Origin of the sequence: Bacteroides helcogenes P 36-108, assembly GCF_000186225.1 — a bacterium.
In the GTDB taxonomy this organism is placed as follows: Bacteria; Bacteroidota; Bacteroidia; order Bacteroidales; family Bacteroidaceae; genus Bacteroides; species Bacteroides helcogenes.
This window is the reverse complement of record NC_014933.1, coordinates 262,158-285,523: the sequence shown is the minus strand read 5'-3', so window position 1 is coordinate 285,523 and position 23,366 is coordinate 262,158. Positions and strand designations below refer to the sequence as shown.

At 43.3% G+C, this 23,366-nt stretch carries 17 protein-coding genes, 2 tRNA genes and 3 rRNA genes; 19 read left to right on the top strand and 3 right to left on the bottom strand.

The features are described 5' to 3' along the window. Positions 1–105 precede the first annotated feature (105 nt). The 13 genes from BACHE_RS01105 (at position 106) to BACHE_RS01040 (ending at position 12,606) form a co-directional block, all read left to right on the top strand. On the top strand, positions 106–414 hold the full coding sequence (locus BACHE_RS01105; protein ID WP_013545857.1) for an FtsB family cell division protein: 309 nt from the start codon (positions 106–108) through the stop codon (positions 412–414). Further along, positions 411–749, top strand: coding sequence for a hypothetical protein (locus BACHE_RS01100; RefSeq protein ID WP_013545856.1), 339 nt, complete (start codon positions 411–413; stop codon positions 747–749). Before BACHE_RS01105 ends, BACHE_RS01100 begins: the two co-directional genes overlap by 4 nt. 1,413 nt (positions 750–2,162) lie before the next feature. After that, positions 2,163–3,687 (top strand): 16S ribosomal RNA (locus tag BACHE_RS01085). Positions 3,688–3,870: 183 nt separating this feature from the next. Further along, positions 3,871–3,944 (top strand) — tRNA-Ile (locus tag BACHE_RS01080). Between the two features lie 82 nt (positions 3,945–4,026). Then, positions 4,027–4,100 (top strand) — tRNA-Ala (locus tag BACHE_RS01075). Positions 4,101–4,251: 151 nt separating this feature from the next. Continuing rightward, positions 4,252–7,131, top strand: a 23S ribosomal RNA gene (locus tag BACHE_RS01070). Between the two features lie 86 nt (positions 7,132–7,217). Next, positions 7,218–7,328, top strand: a 5S ribosomal RNA gene (gene rrf / locus BACHE_RS01065). Together the 16S, 23S and 5S rRNA genes with 2 tRNA genes alongside form the textbook arrangement of a ribosomal RNA operon. Positions 7,329–7,499: 171 nt before the next feature. Next, positions 7,500–8,081 (top strand): YceD family protein, encoded by a 582-nt coding sequence (locus tag BACHE_RS01060; protein WP_013545855.1) that lies wholly within the window; start codon positions 7,500–7,502, stop codon positions 8,079–8,081. 13 nt (positions 8,082–8,094) lie between these two features. After that, on the top strand, positions 8,095–8,280 hold the full coding sequence (rpmF, locus tag BACHE_RS16785) for a 50S ribosomal protein L32 (RefSeq protein ID WP_004288267.1): 186 nt from the start codon (positions 8,095–8,097) through the stop codon (positions 8,278–8,280). 124 nt (positions 8,281–8,404) lie between these two features. Next, complete coding sequence (locus BACHE_RS01055; protein ID WP_013545854.1) at positions 8,405–9,409, top strand: beta-ketoacyl-ACP synthase III; 1,005 nt, start codon at positions 8,405–8,407, stop codon at positions 9,407–9,409. A gap of 110 nt (positions 9,410–9,519) precedes the next feature. Further along, a complete protein-coding gene (gene era, locus BACHE_RS01050) occupies positions 9,520–10,401 on the top strand; it encodes a GTPase Era (protein WP_013545853.1) in 882 nt (293 codons plus the stop codon). Between the two features lie 48 nt (positions 10,402–10,449). Next, complete coding sequence (der, locus tag BACHE_RS01045) at positions 10,450–11,763, top strand: ribosome biogenesis GTPase Der (RefSeq protein ID WP_013545852.1); 1,314 nt, start codon at positions 10,450–10,452, stop codon at positions 11,761–11,763. A gap of 189 nt (positions 11,764–11,952) precedes the next feature. Next, on the top strand, positions 11,953–12,606 hold the full coding sequence (locus BACHE_RS01040; RefSeq protein ID WP_013545851.1) for a response regulator: 654 nt from the start codon (positions 11,953–11,955) through the stop codon (positions 12,604–12,606). A 234-nt stretch (positions 12,607–12,840) separates the two neighbouring features. Here the strand turns inward: BACHE_RS01040 and BACHE_RS01035 are convergent, their stop codons facing one another. Next, positions 12,841–13,611 (bottom strand): ABC transporter ATP-binding protein, encoded by a 771-nt coding sequence (locus tag BACHE_RS01035; RefSeq protein ID WP_013545850.1) that lies wholly within the window; start codon positions 13,609–13,611, stop codon positions 12,841–12,843. 28 nt (positions 13,612–13,639) lie between these two features. After that, positions 13,640–14,383, bottom strand: a complete 744-nt coding sequence (locus BACHE_RS01030) for an MlaE family ABC transporter permease (RefSeq protein WP_013545849.1) — start codon at positions 14,381–14,383, stop codon at positions 13,640–13,642. Positions 14,384–14,458: 75 nt separating this feature from the next. On the opposite strand from BACHE_RS01030, the gene lptB reads away from it, so the two are divergent. Further along, positions 14,459–15,214: an LPS export ABC transporter ATP-binding protein gene (gene lptB, locus BACHE_RS01025; RefSeq protein WP_013545848.1), complete on the top strand. Its 756-nt coding sequence runs from the start codon at positions 14,459–14,461 to the stop codon at positions 15,212–15,214. 58 nt (positions 15,215–15,272) lie between these two features. On the opposite strand, the gene BACHE_RS01020 is transcribed toward lptB, so the two are convergent. Beyond that, a complete protein-coding gene (locus BACHE_RS01020) occupies positions 15,273–15,521 on the bottom strand; it encodes an RNA recognition motif domain-containing protein (RefSeq protein ID WP_013545847.1) in 249 nt (82 codons plus the stop codon). Between the two features lie 491 nt (positions 15,522–16,012). Between BACHE_RS01020 and tig the strand changes: the two genes are divergently transcribed. From tig to guaB, 5 genes are all read left to right on the top strand, one after another. Beyond that, the gene (gene tig / locus BACHE_RS01015; protein WP_013545846.1) at positions 16,013–17,368 is read left to right on the top strand and encodes a trigger factor; all 1,356 of its coding nucleotides are present in this window, start codon (positions 16,013–16,015) and stop codon (positions 17,366–17,368) included. 138 nt (positions 17,369–17,506) lie between these two features. Beyond that, complete coding sequence (gene clpP / locus BACHE_RS01010; RefSeq protein ID WP_013545845.1) at positions 17,507–18,169, top strand: ATP-dependent Clp endopeptidase proteolytic subunit ClpP; 663 nt, start codon at positions 17,507–17,509, stop codon at positions 18,167–18,169. Positions 18,170–18,171: 2 nt separating this feature from the next. Beyond that, entirely contained in the window at positions 18,172–19,416 is a 1,245-nt protein-coding gene (gene clpX, locus BACHE_RS01005) for an ATP-dependent Clp protease ATP-binding subunit ClpX (protein ID WP_013545844.1), read from the top strand. A gap of 174 nt (positions 19,417–19,590) precedes the next feature. Further along, a complete protein-coding gene (gene recQ / locus BACHE_RS01000) occupies positions 19,591–21,774 on the top strand; it encodes a DNA helicase RecQ (protein ID WP_013545843.1) in 2,184 nt (727 codons plus the stop codon). Positions 21,775–21,878: 104 nt separating this feature from the next. Next, on the top strand, positions 21,879–23,354 hold the full coding sequence (gene guaB, locus BACHE_RS00995; protein WP_013545842.1) for an IMP dehydrogenase: 1,476 nt from the start codon (positions 21,879–21,881) through the stop codon (positions 23,352–23,354). Positions 23,355–23,366: the final 12 nt, after the last annotated feature.

Below are 23,366 nucleotides of genomic sequence, written 5' to 3'. Positions count from 1 at the left end.
GGCGCAGCATGTCTTTGCTTTTTGTGCAAATGTACACAAAAAAAAGTTTTTTTTCAGTTATTCGTCTTATCTTTGTGCACACTAATCATTAATCATTGAATCGTCATGGACAAACTCGCTTCTCTTTGGTCTTTCGTCCGCAGGCATAAGTATCTGATTACGTTTATGCTCTTTGTGGTTATTGTGGGTTTTCTGGATGAGAACAGTATTATGCGTCGTTTGGGATACGCACGTGAGGAGAGCCGGTTGCGCGGTGAGATAGAAAAGTATCGCAAGGAATACGAGGAAAATACGGAACGGCTCAATGAACTTGCCGTCGATTCCGGTGCTATTGAACGGATTGCCCGCGAAAAGTACCTTATGAAGAAGCCTAATGAAGATATTTATGTATTTGAAGAAGACATAGAAGAATGAAACAACTGATCCCTGTTCTTTTTATAGTAGGAGCTGTTATGCTTTTGGCTGGTGCTGCCGTTTATATTACCGGATGGGCATTTGCACCTTATATATATACTATTGGTGCTACTTTAGTAGCTTTGGCGCAGGTCAATTCTCCTTCTGAGTGCAAGAGTCTTGCCGTAAAACGCTTACGCCGTCAACAGGTTTTCGGAGCATTGCTGCTGGTGTTGAGTGGAGCATTCATGCTTTTTACACATGGCAATGAGTGGATTGTTTCTTTAACGATAGCTGCCATACTCGAACTTTATACATCTATCCGCATTCCACAGGAAGAAGCGAAAGAGGGGTGAGCATCATTCCTTCCGGACTGCTTCTGCCTCTCTACCCGCCGGTATTTTACAAGGATGATTTTTTCCCCGTTTGCATGTATTATGGAGGTGTGCAGGTTTGCTTAGTCATGTCTTTATGCGAAAGTATATACTGTTCGTCATCCGAATTAGCCCCTGAATCTATTTCGCCTTGTTTTGATGTTTCATCCTTTCACTTTTTTTCTTGCTGTCCGTGTTTTAGTTGTTTTGGCTGAAAGAAAGTCTGTTTCCCTTTTTTCAAATCATTCAGGGGTGGGGGATATCCTACTATTGCTTTCATGGTTTCACTGTGTGTACTTTACTGCCTCTCTACTTTGTGTTTTTAACCTTCAGCTCCACGCTTCTATCCCTCAGCTTCATGTCACCGAAAGTCTGTGAGAGCATAAAAGATGAGTGAGGGAGTGAAAGCGGCGAGACTAAAAAACGAACCCTTTTTGAAGGCAGTGCCGCGTGTTGTCAGATACGGGCACTAATCTTGCCGGCCACAAGAATTTATCTCGTCAGACATTGGCATTTATTCTGTCGGCCACAAGTATTTCTTGTGATAAATGCAAGTGTCTGACAAACAGCGATATTTAATCAGCGTTTTTGCATCTATATATCGCGTTTCCTGGATCTATATATCGAGTAACCTGGATCTATAGATGCAGTCCGGTGGATATATAGATGCAGGTAGCCCGATATATAGATGATATATTCTTCTCTTTTATCTTACTTTCTTCCTTCCTTTTCACCCCGTTTGCGGCTGCATGGATCTTTTCCCGTTCCCCCCGATTCCCGTGCCTGCTTCTTCCCTCCCCCTTCGCCCGCTTTATATATATAATGTGTCCCCTTCTTCTTTTTTTAATCTTCCTTTTCCATCGGCATAAAACCATGTCTTCCCTCTTCCTTTGTCAATCAGCCTGTTAGGTGTTGTATTGAAAAAAACTTCAGAAAAAGGTTTGGATATATTTGTTTCGTGTTTGTAAAATCTCTACTTTTGCACCCGCTTTCCAAGAGACGGGGAGCCTTGAGATTGACATTCTGAGAGAGACGGATCATGAGGGCAGTCCCTTTTTCCCTTTCCCCTCCCTTTCGCAAAGAGAGACGACGAGGAGAAAGAAAAAAAAGAAAAAAACTTCAGAAATATTTGGAGCATATACTTAAAAGTTCTTACCTTTGCATCCGCTTTCCTAAAGAAAGCCGATTTGAAACAAGCGATCTTTGAACAGATTTACATAAACAATACAAGTAGTACAAGAGCAAGGCACTTGACTTTTTTTATAAAGACGAGTGTCTTGGGTATAATGAAAGAACCGTCAATACTTATGATAAATAGGTAAAGATAAACTTTTAATAAACCGAGCGTCCTGAACAGAGCAAAGACCGGCAGCAATGCCGATTGACAATACTTTTACAATGAAGAGTTTGATCCTGGCTCAGGATGAACGCTAGCTACAGGCTTAACACATGCAAGTCGAGGGGCAGCATTGTCATAGCAATATGACAGATGGCGACCGGCGCACGGGTGAGTAACACGTATCCAACCTGCCTTCCACTCGGGAATAGCCTTTCGAAAGAAAGATTAATGCCCGATGGCACTGAAAGAGGTCATCCTTTTTCAGTTAAAGAATTTCGGTGGAAGATGGGGATGCGTTCCATTAGCTTGTTGGCGGGGTAACGGCCCACCAAGGCATCGATGGATAGGGGTTCTGAGAGGAAGGTCCCCCACATTGGAACTGAGACACGGTCCAAACTCCTACGGGAGGCAGCAGTGAGGAATATTGGTCAATGGGCGAGAGCCTGAACCAGCCAAGTAGCGTGAAGGATGACTGCCCTATGGGTTGTAAACTTCTTTTATAAGGGAATAAAACGGGCCACGTGTGGCCTTTTGCATGTACCTTATGAATAAGGATCGGCTAACTCCGTGCCAGCAGCCGCGGTAATACGGAGGATCCGAGCGTTATCCGGATTTATTGGGTTTAAAGGGAGCGCAGACGGGGTCTTAAGTCAGTTGTGAAAGTTTGCGGCTCAACCGTAAAATTGCAGTTGATACTGGGGCTCTTGAGTGCAGTATAGGCAGGCGGAATTCGTGGTGTAGCGGTGAAATGCTTAGATATCACGAAGAACTCCGATTGCGAAGGCAGCCTGCTGGACTGTAACTGACGTTCATGCTCGAAAGTGCGGGTATCAAACAGGATTAGATACCCTGGTAGTCCGCACAGTAAACGATGAATACTCGCTGTTGGCGATACACAGTCAGCGGCCAAGCGAAAGCGTTAAGTATTCCACCTGGGGAGTACGCCGGCAACGGTGAAACTCAAAGGAATTGACGGGGGCCCGCACAAGCGGAGGAACATGTGGTTTAATTCGATGATACGCGAGGAACCTTACCCGGGCTTGAATTGCAGAGGAATATGTAGGAAACTATATAGCCGCAAGGTCTCTGTGAAGGTGCTGCATGGTTGTCGTCAGCTCGTGCCGTGAGGTGTCGGCTTAAGTGCCATAACGAGCGCAACCCTTATCTATAGTTACCATCAGGCAATGCTGGGGACTCTATGGAGACTGCCGTCGTAAGATGTGAGGAAGGTTGGGATGACGTCAAATCAGCACGGCCCTTACGTCCGGGGCTACACACGTGTTACAATGGGGGGTACAGAAGGCAGCTACACAGCGATGTGATGCCAATCCCAAAAACCTCTCTCAGTTCGGACTGGAGTCTGCAACCCGACTCCACGAAGCTGGATTCGCTAGTAATCGCGCATCAGCCACGGCGCGGTGAATACGTTCCCGGGCCTTGTACACACCGCCCGTCAAGCCATGAAAGCCGGGGGTACCTGAAGTGCGTAACCGCGAGGAGCGCCCTAGGGTAAAACTGGTGATTGGGGCTAAGTCGTAACAAGGTAGCCGTACCGGAAGGTGCGGCTGGAACACCTCCTTTCTGGAGCGACGCTCAATCAAAATCTTCGATTTTGAAGTTCAAAGTTCAAAGTTGAAGGTTGAAAATTAAAAGTTGGTTCTTTCAGTGATACTGACATCAGAACCTCTTCGTACTACGCGTACTTGTTTATTATGATATAATGAGAAAGAAGAAGCCGAGCCGTAAGGCGAGGTTGAACTCGACAGTCCTATAGCTCAGTTGGTTAGAGCGCTACACTGATAATGTAGAGGTCGGCAGTTCAACTCTGCCTGGGACTACGTAAAGAGTTAGAAGTTGACAGTTCAAGGTTGATGGTTATTGTAACTTTCAGCTTTCCACTTCCACTTTCAACTAAAAAACGGGGGATTAGCTCAGCTGGCTAGAGCACCTGCTTTGCACGCAGGGGGTCAACGGTTCGAATCCGTTATTCTCCACTCAGCGACAGTCTTAGTGTGATTGATTTTTGAAACTTTCAACTATCAATTCTCAACTATCAACTGTTTGCAAAGCGAACTATGACATGATGTAACGAAAAAAGTAAAGTAAGAGCTGAAAGTATATATCGACCATACGTGATCGGTAAGACAAAAAGTAAGCAAGGGCGCATGGCGGATGCCTTGGCTCTCGGAGGCGATGAAGGACGTGATAAGCTGCGATAAGCTTCGGGTAGGTGCAAATGACCTTTGATCCGGAGATTTCCGAATGGGACAACCCGGTTAGTTGAAGACTAACCATTCTGCATAGCAGAAGGCTAACGCAGGGAACTGAAACATCTTAGTACCTGCAGGAACAGAAAATAAATAATGATTCCCCCAGTAGTGGCGAGCGAACGGGGAACAGCCCAAACCATACATGTTACGGCATGTATGGGGTTGTAGGACCACGTCGTGGGACGAAAGTTGGTGAGTGGAATGATCTGGAAAGTTCAGTCATAGACGGTGACAACCCGGTACACGAAGCCGACCGAACCTTAGTGGTATCCTGAGTAGCGCGGAGCACGAGGAATTCTGCGTGAATCTGCCGGGACCATCCGGTAAGGCTAAATACTCCCGAGAGACCGATAGTGAACCAGTACCGTGAGGGAAAGGTGAAAAGCACTTCGAACAGAAGAGTGAAATAGTTCCTGAAACCATGCGCCTACAAGCGGTCGGAGCACCTTTTGGTGTGACGGCGTGCCTTTTGCATAATGAACCTACGAGTTACTTTTTCCGGCGAGGTTAAGCGACTCAGTCGCGTATCCGAAGCGAAAGCGAGTCTTAATAGGGCGTATAGTCGGAAGGAGTAGACGCGAAACCAAGTGATCTACCCTTGGGCAGGTTGAAGGATGGGTAACACCATCTGGAGGACCGAACCAATAAGCGTTGAAAAGCTTCTGGATGACCTGAGGGTGGGGGTGAAAGGCTAATCAAACTTGGAGATAGCTCGTACTCCCCGAAATGCATTTAGGTGCAGCCTTGACTTATACTGGTATGAGGTAGAGCGACTGATAAGATGCGAGGGCTTCACCGCCTATCAAGTCTTGACAAACTCCGAATGCGTACCAGTTCTATGTCAGGAGTGAGGGCATGGGTGCTAAGGTCCATGTCCTAAAGGAGAACAATCCGGACCAACAGCTAAGGTCCCGAAATGAACACTAAGTTGAACTAACGAAGTCAGATTGCTAAGACAGCTAGGATGTTGGCTTGGAAGCAGCCATTCATTTAAAGAGTGCGTAACAGCTCACTAGTCGAGGAGTTTGGCGTGGATAATAATCGGGCATAAGTGTTCTACCGAAGCTTTGGGATGAGAAATCATCGGTAGGGGAGCATTCCACTCGGCGTTGAAGGCGGGGCGTGAGCCCTTCTGGAGCGTGTGGAAAAGCAAATGTAGGTATAAGTAACGATAAAGGGGGTGGGAAACCCCCTCGCCGAAAGACTAAGGTTTCCTGATCAACGCTAATCGGATCAGGGTCAGTCGGGTCCTAAGGCTCAGCCGAACGGCGAGGCCGATGGCAGAACCGGTTAATATTCCGGTACTACCTTCAGGAGTGACGTGGAGACGGAGCAGTGACAATGCCGCCATCTGACGGAATAGATGGTTGAAGGGTGTAGATGTTGATTGTGCCAGGCAAATCCGGTGCAAGAGTCGAACCTGACAGTACGGAGCGTTCTTCGAACAATCCGATAGCGCATGTAATCATACTCCCGAGAAAATCCGCTAAACTTCATCCTGTTGGTACCCGTACCGTAAACGGACACACGTAGTCGGGTTGAATATACTAAGGCGCTTGAGTGAATCACGGTTAAGGAACTAGGCAAATTGACCCTGTAACTTCGGGATAAAGGGTCCTCACAGCAATGTGAGGCGCAGAGAATAGGTCCAGGCAACTGTTTAACAAAAACACAGGGCTATGCGAAATGGAAACATGAGGTATATAGCCTGACACCTGCCCGGTGCTGGAAGGTTAAGAGGAGATGTCATCGCAAGAGAAGCATTGAATTGAAGCCCCAGTAAACGGCGGCCGTAACTATAACGGTCCTAAGGTAGCGAAATTCCTTGTCGGGTAAGTTCCGACCTGCACGAATGGTGTAATGATCTGGACGCTGTCTCAACCGTGAGCTCAGTGAAATTGTAGTATCGGTGAAGATGCCGATTACCCGCGATGGGACGAAAAGACCCCGTGAACCTTTACTATAGCTTAACATTGAATTTGGGTGATTGATGTGTAGGATAGGCCGGAGGCTTTGAATCAGGTACGCCAGTATTTGTGGAGCCGCTGTTGAAATACGGCCCTTTGATTATTTGAGTTCTAACCCGCTGATGCGGGGACACTGTTTGGTGGGTAGTTTGACTGGGGTGGTCGCCTCCAAAAGTGTAACGGAGGCTTCTAAAGGTGCCCTCACGACGATTGGTAACCGTCGGCAGAGTGTAATGGCATAAGGGCGCTTGACTGGGAGACTGACAAGTCGATCAGGTAGGAAACTAGAGCATAGTGATCCGGTGTTTCCGTATGGAAGGGACATCGCTCAAAGGATAAAAGGTACTCCGGGGATAACAGGCTGATCCCTCCCAAGAGCTCATATCGACGGAGGGGTTTGGCACCTCGATGTCGGCTCGTCACATCCTGGGGCTGGAGAAGGTCCCAAGGGTTGGGCTGTTCGCCCATTAAAGTGGCACGCGAGCTGGGTTCAGAACGTCGTGAGACAGTTCGGTCTCTATCTATCGTGGGCGTATGAAATTTGCGTGGCTCTGACACTAGTACGAGAGGACCGTGTTGGACTGACCTCTGGTTTACCGGTTGTGCCGCCAGGTGCATTGCCGGGTATCTAAGTCGGGATTGGATAAGTGCTGAAAGCATCTAAGTACGAAGCCAGCCACAAGATTAGATTTCTCAGGGTCGTCAAAGACTATGACGTTGATAGGATGCAGGTGTACAGGCAGCGATGTCACAGCCGAGCATTACTAATTGCCCGTTGACTTTTTGTCTTCCGTAGTATGGGGGATATATACGTTCAGCATATCGTAATGATTAATTACGCATGACTTTACTTTTTGCATCATGTCTGCCTTATTCAGGTGACTACAGCACCGGGGTTCCACCTCTTCCCATTCCGAACAGAGAAGTTAAGCCCGGTCACGCCGATGGTACTGCGTAACAGTGGGAGAGTAGGTAGTCGCCGTTTTAGAGAAGCCCCCGTATTCCGGAAAGAATGCGGGGGCTTTATTTGTTTATGGAAAGGCAGGAGAAGAATTTTTCAGGATGAAAATCATATAAAAGTGAAGTTTTTGCTTTAAATGCTACATAATGAGGATAATTATTCGTATCTTTGTCGCCCGAATAAATAAAAGAAGCTTTGGGAAAGTTTGATAAATACAAAATAGATTTGAAAGGGATGCAGGTAGATTCTCTGAAATATGAGTTCTTACTGGACAATCTTTTTTTTGCCAATATTGATGCTCCGGAAGTTCAGAAGGGGAAAGTCAATGTGGAATTAGTTGTAAAAAAAACATCTCGTGCTTTTGAATTGAACTTTCAGACAGATGGATTTGTGTGGATACCATGCGACCGTTGTTTGGATGATATGGAACAGCCGGTCAGTTCTACTGATAAGTTGCTGGTTAAATTTGGTCATGAATATGCTGAAGAGGGTGATAACCTTATCGTTATTCCTGAAGAAGAAGGAGAAATTAATGTTGCATGGTTCATGTATGAGTTTATTGCTTTGGCTATCCCGATGAAGCATGTACATGCTCCAGGAAAATGTAATAAGGCGATGAGCAGCAAACTGAACAAGCATTTGCGTACAACTTCTGATGATGACATGGCGGAGGATGGTTTTACTCCTGAAGAAGAAGTGGAGCTGATGAATGAAGAAACGGAAACGCCGGTGGATCCGCGTTGGGACGTATTAAAGAAAATATTAGATAACAATTAAAGATTAAAAGAAAATGGCACATCCTAAGAGAAGACAGTCAAAAACAAGAACTGCAAAGAGAAGAACTCATGATAAAGCAGTAGCTCCTACACTGGCTATTTGCCCGAACTGCGGTGAATGGCATGTATATCATACTGTATGTGGCGCATGCGGCTACTACAGAGGTAAACTTGCAGTTGAAAAAGAAGCGGCTGTTTAATTGCAGGCAGTTTGACTAAAACTTATACTTGAATAGTGGGTGTCTAAAAAGATTTGTTATTTGAATGAGCAAATCTTTTTAGACTACCGTTGTTTAAGTGTTTCTATAAGAAAACAAGATTTTAATGGAAAAAATAAATGCAGTAATTACAGGAGTCGGCGGATATGTGCCCGATTACGTCTTGACAAATGACGAAATCTCAAAAATGGTAGATACCAATGATGAATGGATTATGACCCGTATCGGAGTAAAGGAAAGACATATTCTGAATGAAGAAGGTTTAGGAACTTCGTATATGGCTCGTAAAGCGGCCAAGCAATTGATGCAACGTACAGGTTCCGATCCCGATGACATTGATCTGGTGATTGTCGCTACTTCTACTCCCGATTACCAGTTTCCTTCTATTGCATCTATCTTATGTGATAAGCTTGGCTTAAAGAATGCTTTTGCTTTTGATTTGTCGGCTGCTTGTTGCGGGTTCCTCTTTTTGATGGAAACTGCTGCAAACTTTATTCGTTCTGGAAGATACAAGAAGATTATTATCGTAGGTGGAGATAAAATGTCGTCGATTGTGAATTATAGTGACCGTGCTACTTGTCCGATTTTCGGCGACGGAGCAGCTGCCTTTATGATGGAACCGACGACGGAAGATGTGGGTGTTATGGATGCTATCCTAAGAACCGATGGCAAAGGTTTGCCTTTCCTGCACTTGAAAGCTGGAGGATCGGTTTGTCCTCCTTCTTATTTCACAGTAGATAACCATATGCATTATCTTTATCAGGAAGGGCGTACAGTATTTAAGTATGCTGTTTCTAATATGTCTGATGTCAGTGCAGCGATTGCAGAGAAGAATGGTTTGACAAAAGAAACCATTGATTGGGTGATTCCGCATCAGGCAAACCTTCGTATTATTGATGCTGTGGCACATCGTTTGGAAGTTCCTCATGAAAAAGTCCTGATTAATATAGAACGCTATGGTAATACAAGTGCCGGTACGCTGCCGCTTTGTATCTGGGATTTTGAAGAGAAACTGAAGAAGGGTGATAACCTTATCTTTACAGCGTTCGGCGCCGGGTTTACTTGGGGAGCCGTTTATGTGAAATGGGGATATGATGGAAAGAAACAGTAACAGCTTGATTGCGGATTCTGATAAAGTCTTTGCTGAACATATAAAAATAAGAAACGCATCCTATCTTGATTCGATGCGTTTTTTTGTCTCAATCCAAATACATTGAAGTTATGCATAAAGCCGGATTTGTAAATATCGTGGGTAATCCTAATGTAGGTAAGTCCACATTGATGAATGCTTTGGTAGGTGAGCGTATTTCTATCGCTACTTTTAAGGCACAGACTACCCGTCATCGTATTATGGGTATTTATAATACGGATGATATGCAAATTGTGTTTTCGGATACCCCGGGTGTTCTGAAGCCAAATTATAAGTTGCAGGAATCTATGCTGAACTTTTCGACTTCGGCATTGACGGATGCAGATGTGCTGCTTTATGTTACTGATGTGGTTGAAACTCCTGATAAGCACAATGATTTTGTGGAGAAGGTAGCCCAAATGGAAGTACCTGTATTGCTGCTTATCAATAAGATCGATTTGACTAACCAGGAGAAACTGGTAGAACTGGTAGAAGCATGGAAAGAATTATTGCCTAAAGCGGAAATAGTACCAATTTCTGCTACAACGAAATTCAATGTGGACTATGTCATGAAGCGGATAAAGGAGTTTTTACCTGATTCGCCGCCTTATTTTGGCAAAGACCAGTGGACGGACAAACCGGCACGTTTTTTTGTGACTGAGATTATCCGTGAAAAGATTCTGCTATATTACGATAAGGAGATTCCTTATTCGGTAGAGGTAGTGGTGGAGCAATTTAAAGAAGAAGCGAAGAAGATACATATTAATGCTGTTATCTATGTAGAACGTGATTCGCAGAAAGGTATTATAATCGGTAAACAAGGGAAAGCTTTAAAGAAAGTTGCAACCGAGGCACGCCGGGAATTAGAAAAGTTCTTTGGGAAAACTATTTTCTTGGAGACGTTTGTGAAAGTTGATAAAGATTGGCGCAGTTCGGATAAAGAATTGCGTAGCTTTGGTTATCAACTGGATTAAGAGTTATTCATACGACTGTGATAGTCGCAAAAACAAAGAGTGTGAACTATGGGAAATTTAGTTGCAATAGTAGGACGCCCCAATGTGGGAAAATCTACGTTATTTAACCGTCTGACAAAAACACGTCAGGCAATCGTGAACGAGGAAGCGGGAACTACGCGTGACCGCCAATACGGAAAAACCGAATGGCTTGGACGTGAGTTTTCGGTGGTAGATACTGGTGGCTGGGTTGTGAATTCAGATGATGTATTTGAAGAAGAGATACGAAAACAAGTACTGATGGCTTTAGATGAAGCCGATGTCATACTATTTGTTGTGGATGTGATGAACGGTGTGACTGACCTGGATTTGCAGGTAGCTACCATTTTGCGTCGTTCCAAAAAGCCTGTATTGTTGATTGCAAATAAGACTGATAATAATGAACTGCAATACAATGCCCCTGAGTTCTACAGTTTGGGATTGGGAGATCCTTATTGTGTTTCGGCGATTACAGGCAGTGGTACTGGAGATATGATGGATCTTATCGTCAGCAAGTTCAAAAAAGAAACCGATGAAATATTAGATGAAGATATTCCTCGTTTTGCTGTGGTAGGCCGTCCTAATGCCGGTAAATCTTCTATTGTAAATGCATTTATAGGCGAAGATCGCAATATCGTTACTGAGATTGCAGGAACTACTCGTGACTCAATTTATACCCGTTATAATAAATTCGGTTTTGATTTCTATCTGGTAGATACTGCTGGTATCCGTAAGAAAAATAAGGTGAATGAAGATCTGGAGTATTACTCAGTAATCCGTTCCATTCGTTCTATTGAAAATTCGGATGTGTGTATCCTGATGCTGGATGCCACCAGAGGTATTGAAAGTCAGGACTTGAATATCTTTTCTTTGATTCAGAAAAATGCCAAAGGTTTGGTAGTGGTTGTGAATAAGTGGGATTTGGTGGAGGATAAGACTGCGAAGGTGATGAAGACCTTTGAGGATGCTATTCGCAACCGTTTCGCTCCTTTTGTGGATTTTCCCATTATCTTTGCTTCGGCATTAACTAAGCAGCGTATCTTGAAGGTGCTTGAACAAGCTCGTAATGTTTATGAAAACCGTATGGTACGCATTCCGACCGCCCGTCTGAACGAGGAGATGTTGCCACTTATCGAGGCTTATCCCCCTCCTGCTATCAAGGGCAAATACATTAAGATAAAATACATTACGCAGTTGCCTAATACGCAAGTACCTTCATTTGTATATTTTGCAAATCTTCCGCAATATGTAAAGGAGCCGTATCGCCGTTTTCTAGAGAATAAAATGCGTGAAAAGTGGAATCTGACCGGAACGCCCATAAATATATATATAAGGCAAAAATAAAATGATGATAATCTGTTTGGGAAAATGATGAAATATTGTTTCTCTCATGAAAGAGTGCGAAAAAGCATACTTGGATTTTCGCACTCTTTCTCTTTTTTGTGTATTTCCATTAAAGGATTATAGGGATGTGTACTGTAAGTTATTTTACATACACTTGCCAGAAAGAGTTACTGTTTTAGTATAGGAGTTATGAGGGAAAAGACAAAAGCTGAAATGCTGGTGGTTGATGACCACAGTCTGATAATAGAAGGTATTTGCAGATTGGTGGAGAAGTTGCCTGAAGTAGTGGTAGCCGATGCCGTAACCTCAGGAGAAGAGGCAGTTACCCTGATAGCCAGGCGTGACTATGACCTCTATGTTCTGGATGTGGGAATGCCGGGAATGTCCGGCTTCGAGTTGATTGTCCGGATAAGAGAAATTAATGAGAATGCGCGGATTATCATTAATACGATGCATGAAGAAATCTGGATGGTTAACCGTTTGGTACAAAGTGGAGTAAACGCAGTCATTTTGAAAAGCTCGACAGCTTCGTATCTGATTGATGCTGTACGCTGCGTACTGCAGGGAAATTCGTATGCATGTCCTCGTTTTGCTTCCATTAGTCGGAAGTTGTGCCGTACTTCTCCCGAATTGCAACAGAAAGATGTTCCCACGCGGCGCGAACAAGAAGTTTTGCAGGCTGTGGCTAAGGGGCTAAATACCCGTGAAATAGCTGATTTGCTAAAAGTATCAGAAAATACTGTGGAAACTTTTCGTAGAAGATTAATATTTAAGTTTGATGCTAAAAACGCCATTGATATGGTGTTGAAAGCTGTTTCTCAAGGTTGGATCATTGTAGAATAAATCATAAAAAATGCAGTTGTCATGGTTTTCCGTGATTTTTTTATTGAACAGTTTTGTGTAACTTTGTAGCGTAATTGAAATTGTGTTTTACACTTTTACGTGAAGTAGTGAAGACAATTAAAATATATCGTGATGATATAGGTCAATTCTATTAACTGGTTTTATGAGTATGAGGTGTCCGGAATTTTATTCCGGACACCTCTTTTCTTGGCTGTATAGAGGCTTTTGTTAACCTTATCCTTCTATATTCTGTATTTCCACTTCCTTCACTTTACGGAACAACTCGGATGCGAAGATAAAGCTGTTCAGACGTTCATTGGTTGAGGTGAATATATCATCTTTGCTACCTTCCCATTCTTTATGGCCTTCGTAGATATAGATGATTTTCTCGCCGATGCCCATTACAGAATTCATGTCGTGGGTGTTGATAAGGGTGGTCATATTATATTCACGGGTAATGTCTTGTACCAATTCGTCGATGACCAGAGACGTTTTGGGATCCAGACCGGAGTTGGGCTCGTCGCAGAATAAATATTGAGGATTCAAGGAGATGGCACGGGCTATTGCGACGCGCTTCTGCATGCCCCCACTGATTTCTCCTGGAAATTTGTCTTTGGCTTCGATCAGGTTGACACGTTCCAGGCAGAACATTGCGCGGCGAGTACGGTCACGCAGTGTATCGTTGCTGAACATATTGAGTGGAAACATAACATTGTCCTGCACTGTCATGGAATCAAAGAGTGCGGCACTCTGGAAAATCATTCCCATCTCACGGCGCAGTGCTTTCTTTTCATTTTTACCCATGGCAAGAAAATTGCGGTCATCATATAATAATTCTCCTTTTTCGGGAGTGAGCAGACCAACGATACACTTCATGAGTACAGTCTTTCCTGAGCCACTCTGTCCGATAATGAGATTGGTTTTCCCGTTTTCAAAAGTAGCATTGATATTTTTCAGTACCTCTTTTTCTTCAAATGACTTGCAAAGTCTTTTCAGTTCTATCATCTTGTTGAATTTTGAATTGTGAATAATTTCATCCCATCAGTAACTGAGTCAAGATGAGATCGGCAAACAAGATAAGTACGCTGCTACATACTACGGAGTCTGTGGATGCCTTGCCTACCTCTATGGAACCACCTTCCACAGTATAGCCGAAGAAGGCAGATACACTGGCTATGATGAAGGCGAAGAACAGCGATTTGATGATGCCGCACCAGATGAACCATTCTACAAATGTGTATTGCAAGCCGTATTCCAAATCGACTGCCGACATGATACCGCCGAACCAGCAGGTACAAAAGGCGCCGATGATACCGGCAAATATACTGAATGTCACCATCAATGGAATGGTAGTAACCAAAGCCGATATTTTAGGAAGTATCAGGTAGTTGGCGGAGTTCACTCCCATTATTTCAAGGGCGTCTATCTGTTGGGTGACTCGCATGGTTCCTAATTCGGACGCTATGTTAGAACCTACTTTTCCTGCTAATATTAGGCACATGATGGAGGATGAGAATTCCAGCAGCATGATTTCGCGGGTGACGTAGCCTACTGTCCATCGGGGCATAAAAGGACTTTCGATATTCAGTTTGATCTGTATGGTGATGACAGCTCCTATAAAGAACGATATCAGGAGTACGATGCCGATGGAGTTCACGCCAAGCTGCTCCACTTCGTTGAGATATTGGCGGAAGAACATACGCATGCGTTCCGGACGGGCGAAAACACGTCCCATCAGTATGATGTATCTTCCCACTGTTCTGAGTGCTTTTATCATAACTCGTAAGTATTTGACTGCAAATGTACTCATTTCAGCTTATTTTTGCTACATTTGCGGCAAAATAAAGCAAGTATGGAAGAAAGCAAAATGGTACTTCGCACGGAAGATTTGGTGAAAAAGTACGGGAAGCGTACGGTGGTGAGCCATGTTTCCATCAATGTGAAGCAGGGTGAGATTGTAGGCTTGTTGGGGCCGAACGGCGCCGGAAAGACAACTTCGTTCTATATGACCGTGGGGCTGATAACTCCGAATGAAGGACGTATCTTCCTGGATAACTTGGATATAACAAAATATCCGGTATATAAGCGTGCGCAGACGGGTATTGGTTATTTGGCACAGGAGGCATCTGTGTTTCGTCAAATGAGTGTGGAAGACAATATTGCATCTGTACTGGAGATGACCGACAGGCCATTAGACTATCAGAAGGATAAGTTGGAAAGCTTGATAGCCGAATTTCGCCTTCAGAAAGTGAGAAAGAATAAAGGTAACCAGTTGTCTGGTGGCGAACGTCGCCGTACAGAAATAGCTCGTTGTCTGGCCATAGATCCTAAGTTTATCATGCTTGACGAACCGTTTGCGGGTGTGGATCCTATTGCGGTGGAAGATATCCAACAGATTGTGTGGAAGTTGAAAGACCGTAATATTGGTATTTTGATAACCGATCATAACGTGCAGGAAACATTGAGCATAACAGATCGTGCCTACTTGTTGTTCGAAGGAAAAATCCTGTTCCAAGGTACACCGGAAGAGTTGGCAGAGAATAAAATTGTTCGCGAAAAGTATTTGAGTAATAGTTTTGTGCTCCGTAGGAAAGACTTTATGAAATAATTGGTTGCAGCCAAAAAAGGACCGCCAATGGCGGTCCTTTTTATTTCTCCTTATATAATTAAAATTTAGGAGGTCTTGCTTCTTTGACTACCATTTGACGTCCGAAAAATTCAGCTCCATCCAGTTCTTCGATAGCTTTGGCAGCAGCTGCTGCGTCTTCCATTTCAACGAATGCAATGCCTCTAAAACGTTTCGTTTCGCGGTCAGTGATAAATTTGATAGAAGTTACGGCTCCGTACTCTTCCATGGCCTTTTGCAGGTCGCTTTCCTTAACACGGTAGTTAAGGTTTCCAACATAAATGTTCATAATGAAAAATGTAAAATAAATAAATGAATAAAACTCTCTTGGAGATAATGGCCGAATAATAACAGGGATCACAACGACAGAGAGTTTACAAAAACGTTTTTTAGACGGAAGTAAAAACCATGTAATGGAAATCGAGAAACTAATGCGCCATCATTCCGCGACAAAGGAACATATAAAATTCGAATAAACAATACTTTTCCTTCATTTTTTTTGAATCTGTCCTGCTTGTCTGTTATATACTTATCTGATAGATTCTCTCTCTGGCAGGTACTTTGGTGTATTCCGGACGTTGGATGCAAGTGCAACATGGTATTGTGAAAAGTGTGAAGATTCGACAGATTCCTTTTTGCTTATGTTGGACGACACTGTCCATGTTATGTGAAAACTAAATAATTAGGCTATGTTTTTTTGATAATTGAAAGAATAACGCTAATTTTGCACGCTCATTTGAGATGTGGAATAAAATATAAATCAAATAAATAATTGTCAGAATGAACGTTTCATTGCAAAACATTGACAAAGTAAGCGCTTTGCTTACTGTAAAGCTTGAGAAAGCAGACTATCAGGAGAAGATAGACAAATCGTTGAAAAACTTCCGTCAAAAAGCTCAGGTTCCCGGATTCCGTAAAGGAATGGTTCCTATGAGTCTTGTTAAGAAAATGTATGGAAAGTCTGTATTAGCCGAAGAAGTCAATAAATTACTTTCCGAATCAGTATATAAGTACATTCAAGATAATAAGGTGAACATCCTTGGTGAGCCCCTTCCCAATGAAGACAAACAGAAGGAAATAGATTTCGATACGATGGAGGAATTCGAATTCTTGTTTGACATTGCTTTGGCTCCTGAATTCAAGGCTGAAGTCTGTGCTACCGACAAGGTAGATTATTATACAATCGAAGTTACAGACGATATGATTGAAAATCAGATAAAGTCTTATACTCAACGTAGTGGTAAGTATGACAAGGTAGATGTTTACGAAGACAACGACATGCTGAAAGGATTGCTTGTCGAATTGGACGAAGAAGGCAATACTAAAGAAGGAGGAGTTCAGGTGGAAGGCGCCGTGATGATGCCGTCTTATATGAAGAATAATGATCAGAAAGCCACTTTCAAAGATGCAAAGGTCAACGATGTGCTTGTATTCAATCCGAATACGGCTTGGGATGGCAATGCTGCCGAACTGGCTTCCTTACTGAAGATTGATAAGGAAGCTACTACTGAAATTAAATCCAACTTCAGTTTTCAGATAGAGGAGATTACACGTTTTGTACCTGGTGACCTGAACCAGGAAATTTTTGATCAAGTATTCGGTAAAGACGTTGTGAAGAATGAGGAAGAATTCCGCGCCAAAGTAAAGGAAAGCATTGCTGCGCAATTTGTAGCAGACAGTGATTATAAATTCCTTATTGATATGCGCAAGGCATTGATGGAGAAAGTAGGTAATCTGGAATTCCCAGATGCACTGTTGAAGCGCATCATGCGTCTGAACAATCCGGAAAAGGACGAGGCATTTGTAGAAGAAAATTACGACAAGAGCATTGAAGAACTTACTTGGCATTTGATTAAGGAACAATTGGTGAAAGCCAATGACATCAAGGTTGAGCAGGAAGATATCACAAACATGGCTAAGGACGCTACTCGTGCACAATTTGCACAATATGGTATGTTGAGTGTGCCCGAAGAAATTCTGGAAAACTATGTCAAAGAGATGTTGAAGAAAAAAGAAAGTATTGAAGGGCTGGTGAACCGCGTGGTTGAAAGCAAACTGGCTGCTGTTTTGAAGGCTCAGGTGACATTGGAGAACAAAAACATTTCATTGGAGGAGTTCAATAAGATGTTTGAATAAGAGATTTAGCTGGAAAGCGGCTGGCTTTTATAAAGAAACACAGAGTTTGACAAACTATAACTCTGTGTTTTTTTGTGTCTCTGTGTTCTTTTTTGTTTCTTTGCATCCACATTATATTAAACTAAAACAGAAAGAAAAATGGATGATTTCAGAAAATATGCTACCAAGCATTTAGGAATGAACGGCTTGGTGTTGGACGATGTGATTAAGTCACAAGCCGGGTATTTAAATCCTTATATCTTGGAAGAACGTCAGCTTAACGTTACACAGTTAGATGTGTTCTCTCGTTTGATGATGGATCGTATCATTTTCCTTGGTACACAGATTGATGATTATACTGCCAATACTTTGCAGGCACAGTTGTTGTATCTGGATTCTGTAGATCCGGGCAAGGATATCTCTATCTATATCAATTCTCCTGGTGGATCGGTATACGCCGGATTGGGGATTTATGATACCATGCAGTTTATCAGCAGTGATGTGGCTACAATCTGTACGGGTATGGCAGCCAGTATGGCGGCTGTGCTCTTAGTGTCTGGTGCTGAGAGTAAACGTTCTGCCTTGACACACTCCCGTGTCATGATTCACCAACCGATGGGCGGTGCGCAGGGACAGGCTTCGGATATCGAGATTACGGCACGTGAAATCCAAAAGTTGAAGAAAGAACTTTATGCCATTATTGCCGATCATTCGCATACAGACTTTGATAAGGTCTGGGCCGATTCTGACCGTGATTACTGGATGACGGCGCAAGAAGCCAAGGAATATGGAATGGTAGATGAAGTGTTGATTAAAAAATAAATATGGCAGATTCAAGAAAAAATAAAAACAGATGCAGTTTCTGTGGACGCTCTGAGGATGAAGTAGGTTTTCTCATTACAGGAATGAATGGCTACATCTGTGACAGTTGTGCTACCCAGGCATACGAGATTACTCAGGAAGCTATGGGAGGAGCTAAGAAGGGCACTGCTACAAAGCTGAATTTGAAAGAACTTCCTAAACCGGTAGAGATAAAGAATTTTCTCGACCAATACGTTATTGGACAGGATGATGCCAAGCGTTTCTTGTCAGTGTCAGTGTATAATCACTACAAGCGGCTATTGCAAAAGGAAAGCGGTGATGATGTGGAAATCGAAAAATCGAATATCATTATGGTAGGTAGTACCGGTACGGGAAAGACCTTGCTGGCGCGTACGATTGCTAAGTTGCTCCATGTACCTTTTACTATTGTGGATGCAACCGTCTTGACAGAGGCCGGTTATGTAGGTGAAGACATTGAAAGCATTTTGACCCGACTATTGCAGGTAGCAGATTATAATGTGCCGGAGGCCGAACAGGGTATCGTATTTATTGACGAGATAGATAAAATTGCTCGTAAGGGTGATAACCCTTCCATTACTCGGGATGTGAGTGGTGAAGGTGTGCAGCAGGGATTGTTGAAATTGCTGGAAGGAGCTGTAGTAAACGTACCGCCTCAGGGAGGGCGCAAGCATCCGGACCAGAAGATGATTCCGGTAAATACAAAGAATATTCTGTTCATTTGTGGCGGAGCTTTTGATGGCATTGAAAAGAAGATAGCTCAACGCTTGAATACCCATGTGGTGGGATATGGAGCAGTACGCAATACGTCTGTCATAGATAAGAACAATATGATGCAGTACATTGCTCCACAGGATTTGAAGTCGTTCGGTTTGATTCCCGAAATCATCGGTCGTCTTCCGGTATTGACCTATCTGAATCCATTGGATCGTATGGCTTTGCGTGCTATTCTTACAGAACCGAAAAACTCCATTATTAAACAATATATCAAGCTGTTTGAGATGGATAATGTGAAGTTGACTTTTGATGATGCCGTATTCGAGTATATTGTGGACAAAGCTATTGAATACAAGTTGGGTGCTCGTGGTTTGCGCTCCATTGTGGAGACAATCATGATGGATGTAATGTTTGAAATTCCATCTGAGCACAAAGACAACTTTGTAGTGACACTGGATTATGCAAAACGCCAGCTTGAAAAGGCAAATATGGCGAGACTTCAAAGTGCTTAAAATGAGAAGGTAATGCTTGAAAGGAGCGACTTTTTTGCTTTTTATTGAAAATATTAGGCGGATTATGCTTGAAATTTAAGAAGTTGTTTATAACTTTGTTAGAGTTCTTCAATAAGAATAATTGCCGAATGGCACAAATTAAAGATTACTCTATAAACAACAACCTAATGAATCATGGCAGGGAAGAAAACCAATTTGACAGACCAGTTGAAGGAATACTTCGGGTTCGACACATTTAAGGGAAATCAGGAAGCAATAATCCAGAACCTGCTGGATGGGAACGATACTTTTGTGTTGATGCCCACCGGTGGAGGTAAATCATTGTGCTATCAATTACCCTCCTTATTAATGGAAGGTACAGGAATTGTGATTTCACCGTTGATTGCCCTGATGAAGAACCAGGTCGATGCGATGCGCAACTTCAGCGAGGAAGATGGCATTGCTCATTTTATTAATTCTTCTCTGAATAAGGGAGCGATAGATCAAGTGAAATCCGATATTGTTAGTGGTAAGACCAAGTTGTTGTATGTAGCTCCCGAATCGTTGACGAAAGAAGAGAACGTTGAGTTTCTGAAGACGGTAAAGATTTCTTTCTATGCCGTGGATGAGGCGCATTGTATCTCAGAGTGGGGGCATGACTTCCGTCCGGAATATCGTCGCATTCGTCCTATTATTAATGAAATCGGAAAAGCTCCGCTTATAGCGTTGACTGCGACTGCCACACCCAAAGTGCAGCATGATATTCAGAAAAATCTGGGTATGGTGGATGCGCGGGTATTCAAGTCGTCATTCAACCGTCCAAACCTATACTATGAGGTACGGCCCAAAACCGCTAATGTGGATAGGGATATCATCAAGTTTATTAAGAACAATTCTGAAAAGTCAGGTATTATTTACTGTCTGAGTCGGAAGAAAGTAGAAGAACTTGCTGAAATCTTGCAGGCTAACGGCATCAATGCCCGTGCATATCATGCCGGAATGGACTCGGCTACACGAACGCAGAATCAGGATGATTTCTTGATGGAAAAGATAGATGTGATTGTGGCTACCATTGCTTTTGGTATGGGCATTGACAAGCCGGATGTACGCTATGTGATCCATTATGATATTCCGAAAAGTCTTGAAGGATATTATCAGGAAACCGGACGTGCCGGTAGAGATGGGGGAGAAGGACAGTGCATTACTTTTTATACGAACAAGGACTTGCAGAAACTTGAAAAGTTCATGCAAGGCAAGCCTGTAGCAGAGCAGGAAATAGGCAAGCAGCTTCTGTTGGAGACGGCTGCGTATGCCGAATCTTCCGTATGCCGTCGAAAGACATTGCTTCATTACTTCGGTGAAGAATATACGGAGGAGAATTGTGGTAATTGTGACAACTGTTTAAATCCAAAAAAACAAGTGGAAGCTCAGGAATTATTGTGTACCGTTATTGAGGCGATCCTCGCGGTGAAAGAAAATTTTAAAGCGGACTATATTATAGACATAATACAAGGTAAGGAGACTTCGGAAGTGCAGGCTCACCTGCACGAAGAGCTCGAAGTGTTCGGTTCCGGTATGGGGGAAGAAGACAAAACGTGGAATGCCGTTATCCGTCAGGCTCTTATAGCTGGATATTTAAGCAAGGATGTCGAAAATTATGGTTTGCTGAAAGTTACGGATGAAGGTAAGAAATTTCTCAAGCATCCCAAGTCCTTCAAAATTGTGGAAGACAATGATTTTGAGGAGGTAGAAGAGGAAGCTCCGGCACGCGGAGGCGGTGCTTGTGCGGTTGATCCCGCATTATACTCCATGCTGAAAGATCTACGTAAAAAACTGTCCAAAAAACTGGAAGTTCCTCCTTACGTTATATTTCAGGATCCTTCTCTGGAAGCAATGGCAACTATTTATCCTGTGACATTGGATGAGTTGCAGAATATTCCGGGGGTCGGAGCAGGCAAGGCGAAACGTTACGGTGAAGAATTCTGCAAGCTAATAAAGCGCCACTGCGAAGAAAATGAGATTGAACGGCCGGAAGACTTGCGTGTACGTACCGTAGCCAATAAATCAAAGATGAAAGTAGCCATTATACAGGCTATCGATCGTAAAGTCGCATTGGATGATATTGCTATGTCAAAGGGCATTGAATTTGAGGAGTTGCTGGATGAGATAGAAGCGATTGTTTATTCAGGAACCAAACTGAATATTGATTATTTTCTGGAAGACATTATGGATGAAGATCACATGCTGGACATCTATGATTATTTTAAGGAATCCACAACGGATAAGATTGATGATGCTCTGGATGAATTAGGTGATGATTTTACGGAAGAAGAAGTGCGTTTGGTACGTATTAAGTTCATCTCAGAAATGGCAAACTGATCACTCTTTTGGCAGATAAAAATAGAAAAAATATTGCGTGCAAATATAGGGAATGGAATAAAAGCCGTATATTTGCACGCAATAAATTTTAAACGCATAGCCCTATGTCATTTATTGCTGATAAGATTGTAATGGATGGGTTGACGTACGATGACGTATTGTTGATTCCCGCTTATTCTGAAGTCTTGCCCAAAACAGTCGAACTCTCGACTAAGTTTTCACGAAACATTGAGTTGAAAATCCCGTTTGTAACTGCTGCTATGGATACGGTTACCGAAGCGAAAATGGCAATTGCAATTGCCCGCGAAGGTGGTATTGGTGTAATCCATAAAAACATGTCTATTGAAGAGCAGGCACGTCAAGTTGCCATAGTGAAGCGTGCGGAAAACGGTATGATTTATGATCCGGTAACTATCAAGAGAGGCTCTACGGTGGCCGATGCTTTAGATTTGATGGCTGAATATAAGATCGGTGGTATTCCGGTTGTGGATGATGAAAGATATTTGGTGGGAATTGTCACTAACCGTGACTTGCGTTTTGAGAAAGATTTAAGCAAACGCATAGACGAAGTGATGACTAAGGAGAATATAATCACTACCAATCCTACCACTGACATGGATGCCGTTTCACAGATTCTGCAGGAGCATAGGATTGAAAAGTTGCCGGTAGTAGATAAAGATAACAAACTGGTAGGTTTGATCACTTATAAAGACATAACCAAAGCAAAAGATAAGCCGATGGCTTGTAAGGACGCCAAGGGACGTTTGCGTGTTGCCGCCGGTGTAGGGGTTACGGCTGATACTCTTGACCGTATGCAGGCTTTGGTAGATGCTGGGGCGGATGCCATTGTAATTGATACGGCGCATGGACATTCTATGTATGTAATAGAGAAACTGAAAGAAGCAAAGAAGCGTTTCCCAAATATTGATATCGTGGTTGGCAATATAGCTACGGGTGAAGCGGCAAAAGCCTTGGTTGCTGCGGGTGCTGACGGAGTCAAAGTTGGCATCGGCCCGGGTTCTATTTGTACTACTCGTGTTGTTGCCGGTGTGGGCGTTCCACAGTTGTCTGCTGTATATGACGTAGCGAAGGCTTTGAAAGGGACAGGAATACCTTTGATTGCCGATGGTGGTTTGCGCTATTCTGGTGATGTCGTTAAGGCTTTGGCTGCCGGTGGTTACAGCGTGATGATCGGTTCGCTGGTTGCCGGGACAGAAGAATCTCCGGGTGAAACAATTATATTTAATGGACGTAAATTTAAGTCTTATCGCGGTATGGGCTCTTTGGAAGCTATGGAGCATGGATCTAAGGACCGCTATTTTCAAAGTGGAACAAGTGATGTGAAAAAACTGGTTCCAGAAGGAATTGCCGCCCGTGTTCCTTACAAAGGAACTTTGTTTGAGGTGATTTATCAGTTGGTCGGCGGTTTGCGTGCTGGCATGGGATATTGTGGCGCGGCCGATATCGACAAATTGCATGATGCTAAATTTACTCGCATTACAAATGCCGGTGTATTGGAGAGCCATCCGCACGATGTAGCCATTACCAGTGAAGCTCCGAATTATAGCCGTCCCGAATAAGGATATATAAAG

Bases quoted from the DNA above. Each gene is read 5' to 3' on its own strand.
- BACHE_RS01030 (WP_013545849.1), bottom strand. From the start codon at position 14,383: ATGATAAAAGCACTCAGAACAGTGGGAAGATACATCATACTGATGGGA.
- recQ (WP_013545843.1), top strand. From the start codon at position 19,591: ATGGCAGGGAAGAAAACCAATTTGACAGACCAGTTGAAGGAATACTTC.
- der (WP_013545852.1), top strand. From the start codon at position 10,450: ATGGGAAATTTAGTTGCAATAGTAGGACGCCCCAATGTGGGAAAATCT.
- lptB (WP_013545848.1), top strand. From the start codon at position 14,459: ATGGAAGAAAGCAAAATGGTACTTCGCACGGAAGATTTGGTGAAAAAG.
- era (WP_013545853.1), top strand. From the start codon at position 9,520: ATGCATAAAGCCGGATTTGTAAATATCGTGGGTAATCCTAATGTAGGT.
- BACHE_RS01040 (WP_013545851.1), top strand. From the start codon at position 11,953: ATGAGGGAAAAGACAAAAGCTGAAATGCTGGTGGTTGATGACCACAGT.
- BACHE_RS01100 (WP_013545856.1), top strand. From the start codon at position 411: ATGAAACAACTGATCCCTGTTCTTTTTATAGTAGGAGCTGTTATGCTT.
- clpP (WP_013545845.1), top strand. From the start codon at position 17,507: ATGGATGATTTCAGAAAATATGCTACCAAGCATTTAGGAATGAACGGC.
- tig (WP_013545846.1), top strand. From the start codon at position 16,013: ATGAACGTTTCATTGCAAAACATTGACAAAGTAAGCGCTTTGCTTACT.
- rpmF (WP_004288267.1), top strand. From the start codon at position 8,095: ATGGCACATCCTAAGAGAAGACAGTCAAAAACAAGAACTGCAAAGAGA.
- BACHE_RS01055 (WP_013545854.1), top strand. From the start codon at position 8,405: ATGGAAAAAATAAATGCAGTAATTACAGGAGTCGGCGGATATGTGCCC.
- BACHE_RS01035 (WP_013545850.1), bottom strand. From the start codon at position 13,611: ATGATAGAACTGAAAAGACTTTGCAAGTCATTTGAAGAAAAAGAGGTA.
- BACHE_RS01105 (WP_013545857.1), top strand. From the start codon at position 106: ATGGACAAACTCGCTTCTCTTTGGTCTTTCGTCCGCAGGCATAAGTAT.
- BACHE_RS01020 (WP_013545847.1), bottom strand. From the start codon at position 15,521: ATGAACATTTATGTTGGAAACCTTAACTACCGTGTTAAGGAAAGCGAC.
- clpX (WP_013545844.1), top strand. From the start codon at position 18,172: ATGGCAGATTCAAGAAAAAATAAAAACAGATGCAGTTTCTGTGGACGC.
- guaB (WP_013545842.1), top strand. From the start codon at position 21,879: ATGTCATTTATTGCTGATAAGATTGTAATGGATGGGTTGACGTACGAT.